2 protein-coding genes and 2 pseudogenes are annotated in these 1,812 nt (G+C 72.5%); all 4 read left to right on the plus strand.

The features are described from left to right. Nucleotides 1–261: pseudogene (locus G3N92_RS33560) on the plus strand (hypothetical protein); the annotation flags it as partial. After that, nucleotides 258–530, plus strand: coding sequence for a DUF1656 domain-containing protein (locus G3N92_RS33565; protein ID WP_206131800.1), 273 nt, complete (start codon nt 258–260; stop codon nt 528–530). The pseudogene G3N92_RS33560 and the gene G3N92_RS33565, both read left to right, overlap by 4 nt. Nucleotides 531–571: 41 nt before the next feature. Then, nucleotides 572–1,618, plus strand: coding sequence for an HlyD family secretion protein (locus G3N92_RS33570; protein ID WP_339385885.1), 1,047 nt, complete (start codon nt 572–574; stop codon nt 1,616–1,618). Further along, a pseudogene (locus G3N92_RS33575) lies at nt 1,615–1,812 on the plus strand (lytic murein transglycosylase B); the annotation flags it as partial. The gene G3N92_RS33570 and the pseudogene G3N92_RS33575, both read left to right, overlap by 4 nt.

The raw sequence follows: 1,812 nt of genomic DNA on the forward strand, positions 1-1,812 counted from the left end.
TCGGTGGGCCGCCTGCTGTCGGCGGCGGATGCGCAGGGCCCGCGCACGAAGGGCGGCGAAGACGACGCGCTGCCGGCGTCGCCCGTCGCGCTCGACACGTTCCTGCATGCGGCCGCCGGCCTGCCGGTGTTTGCGCAGGCGCTGCTGGCCGATTTGCGGCTCGCGCTCTATCCGCACGCGGCCCCGCCCGCGCCGCCGCGCGCCGATGCGAGCGGCAACAGCGGCGGCAGCCATAACCCCGCCCCCGGAGCCCCGTCATGATGTCGCCCGAAGTCGATCTGCTGGGCATTTTCGTGCCGATGCCGGCCGTGGCGATCGCGGTGGTGTTCGTGCTGCTGTTCGTCCTGCGCCGCGTGCTCGATCGCTTCCTGCATATCTGGCCGCTCGGCGGCCGGGTCTGGCACGTCGGCGTGATCCAGGTGTGCCTGTTCGTGATCCTGCTGGCCGTGGTGCTGCGGATCTTCGGCGGGCCGAGCGCGCTGCCGCTGTCGTCGGTGTTCGACGACTGGCTGCATCGGCTCCGGCCCTGATGCGTTTCCTTCATCCCATTGCGTCCTAGCGAGAATCCGCCGTGCATTTCACGCCCCGCCAATCGAGGATCATCGGTACCGTCTTCCAGTCGTTGCTGGCGGTGTTCATCGTCGCGATCGCGGCGATCGCCGTCGCCTACATGTGGACGTACTACGAGCGCGATCCGCGCACCCGCGACGCCCACGTGCGCGCCGACGTGGTCAACGTGACCACCGACGTCAGCGGCCTGCTGACCGAGGTGAACGTGCACGGCAACGCGTTCGTGCATCGCGGCGACGTGCTGTTCCGCGTCGATCCGCAGCGCTTCCAGATCGCCGAGCAGAAGGCGCGCGCGAGCCTGGAGAGCGCCGAGGCGCAGCGCGTGTACGCCGGCCAGCAGGCGGCGCGCAACCGCGCGTTGCGCGGCGCGGTGTCCGAGCAGAGCGTCGAGCAATCCGATCAGGCGCTGCGCGGCGCGCAGGCCGCGGTGGACGAGGCGCGCGCGGCGCTGGCCTCGGCGCAGCTCGATCTCGAACGCGCCACCGTGCGCGCGCCGTTCGACGGCATCGTGACCAACGCGACGCTGCATCCGGGGCGCTTCGTGAGCGCGGGCACCGGCATGCTGGCGTTGGTCAACGTGGCGTCGCTGCGCGTGGAGGGCTATTTCCAGGAGACGCGCATCTCGCGCATCCACGTGGGCGATCGCGCGCGCATCTGGCTGATGGGCGAGGGCGCGCCGCTCGACGGCCACGTGATCAGCGTGGTGGGCGCGATCCAGGATTCCGACACGGCGGCCGGCGCGAACGGGCTGGTGCCGTCGATCAATCCGAACTTCGCGTGGGTGCGGCTCGCGCAGCGCGTGCCGGTGTGGATCGCGTTCGACGACGTGCAGACCCATCTCGACGCGCGCCTGATCAGCGGGCGCACGGCGTCGGTGGCGATCCTCAAGCCGGGCGACGCGCAGGCGAAGCCGGGCGCGCAGCCGAACGCGCCGGGCAGCACCGCGCCCGAACGGATGCCGGCCGGCAAGGCGGCGGGGGCATCGAGCGCATCGGCAGCCTCCGCTTCCGCCGTATCGGCCGCATCGGTCGCGCGAGGGCAGCCATGAAGCGCTTCGCGAACCGCCTGCCGCGCGGCGTGCTGGCCGCGTCGTCGCTGTGCCTGACGATGAGCGCCTGCACGCTGTTCCATCCGCTCGGCCCCGATTACCGCGCGCCCGATGCGCCGGCCGCTGCGCGCAACGCGCTGCCGGGCGTGCCCGCCGTCGCGTCGGGCGCTGCCGCCCCGGCCGCGGCGTTGCCC

This window comes from Burkholderia sp. Ac-20379 (genome assembly GCF_017104645.1).
Lineage (GTDB): Bacteria > Pseudomonadota > Gammaproteobacteria > Burkholderiales > Burkholderiaceae > Burkholderia.

What these genes read in the sequence shown, in the direction of transcription:
- G3N92_RS33565 (WP_206131800.1), top strand. Translation starts at nt 258, where the DNA reads ATGATGTCGCCCGAAGTCGATCTGCTGGGCATTTTCGTGCCGATGCCG.